Here is a 1,464-nt window from a genome sequence, read left to right on the forward strand (position 1 = left end):
GATGATTTACTAAACGAATATAATAACGAAAATACGGGGTTTTAATGGATAAATACTCGTATCGGTTTACTATTGCCAGTTTGAATGTTTCCGTGATGATGTTGGTGGCTGCTGGGATAATTCTAATTTTTCAAAAAGAAAATGCAACAGCGTTAATTCCTTTCTTAGCGCCAATTCTAACTTTATTGGGCGGTTTGTTGGTCTCCCCCCCAAAGTCGCAGTCAAATGACTATAGACAAAGCTAGAAAACTTTTAGAAATCGCTAATCCTAGTAAATCTCAATTGGTAGATTGTCTAGAAGATTTATGTAAAGAGTACGGATACATACAGGGCATGACTATTGGCAACTTGCGAGATTTGGTATCGGGACGCAAAACGCTTGCAGAAATTCAAGATTTAATAGAACAAATTAAACATAGAATAAAATGCACAAATTAATTTTTACAATGCAATTAGCCGAATCAATTAGTTTAATTTACGGCAACTTGCAACTTATTTATCCTAATAACGAGACAGTCGACTATTTGGCAACGAGCGGCTGCGCGAATTGGCAGCGCCCTGGTGATGAATGGATAAGGGGAAAAGGCCCGATTCCTGCGGGCGAATATCAAATTCCCACAGATGGGTATTGGTTAGATACCCGTGGCGTTGAGGGATTGTTTTTTCATATCACGCCCGACCCTGTGGTTTCGAGTAAAGGAATTCGGGCAGAACTTGGGATTCACTTTGACGCAAACGTTCCGGGCACAAGCGGGTGCATCGGATTGATTCGAGAATTGGGATGGCGGCGTTTGTGCGATCGGCTCGCGTCGATCGCAAACCTCGGCATCAAAAGCTTGCCGCTAACTGTGAAATACTGACATTTGCTATATGTAATGTTGTAAAAAAGCTGCATCAACACTACATATAGCGTTGTTAATCCCTGGTAGGGTTTTAGGTTGGTTGCAACCTAGAAGCTCTACGCCGCAACCTAACGATGGGGCAGTTGCTACTTTCAATCCCTGGTAGGGTTTTAGGTTGGTTGCAACAAGTGAGTGCCAGTGAGGAGCCTAAACCCTTACGCTTTCAATCCCTGGTAGGGTTTTAGGTTGGTTGCAACTTAAGGGTTGCGACTGTGTGCTTAATGCTTCTTCTTTCAATCCCTGGTAGGGTTTTAGGTTGGTTGCAACCCAAGTCTCATCTCATGAAATAATTCACTTGCCTTTCAATCCCTGGTAGGGTTTTAGGTTGGTTGCAACAAGCGATCGTCCGACTTGCTGTTACGAGCTTAAATCTTTCAATCCCTGGTAGGGTTTTAGGTTGGTTGCAACTGCTGGTATGTAAGAAGCTTGCAATATAAGGTTTTCAAGGTTCGTTTGCGTCTGTCTGCAATCAATATACCATTTGGGCGATCGCCTGTTGGCATTTTTTGATGGGAGGCTGACATCCCCCAAGACTTGTACAGCGCAAGGTTATTGCCAGCCA

The 1,464-nt window shown here is 43.2% G+C and carries 2 protein-coding genes and 1 CRISPR repeat array; both genes read left to right on the forward strand.

Annotation, left to right across the window (positions count from 1 at the left end; translation table 11 throughout):
• Positions 1-225 precede the first annotated feature (225 nt).
• Complete coding sequence (locus tag QUA10_RS28980; protein ID WP_333086489.1) at positions 226-438, forward strand: hypothetical protein; 213 nt, start codon at positions 226-228, stop codon at positions 436-438.
• A complete protein-coding gene (locus QUA10_RS28985; protein WP_333086490.1) occupies positions 426-860 on the forward strand; it encodes a hypothetical protein in 435 nt (144 codons plus the stop codon). The genes QUA10_RS28980 and QUA10_RS28985 overlap by 13 nt, the downstream gene beginning before the upstream one ends.
• Before the next feature lie 52 nt (positions 861-912).
• Positions 913-1,310: a CRISPR direct-repeat array (repeat unit 37 nt; unit sequence CTTTCAATCCCTGGTAGGGTTTTAGGTTGGTTGCAAC).
• The last annotated feature ends 154 nt before the right edge of the window (positions 1,311-1,464 follow it).

The sequence above is a fragment of the Microcoleus sp. Pol8_D6 genome, assembly GCF_036700965.1.
Lineage (GTDB): Bacteria > Cyanobacteriota > Cyanobacteriia > Cyanobacteriales > Microcoleaceae > Microcoleus.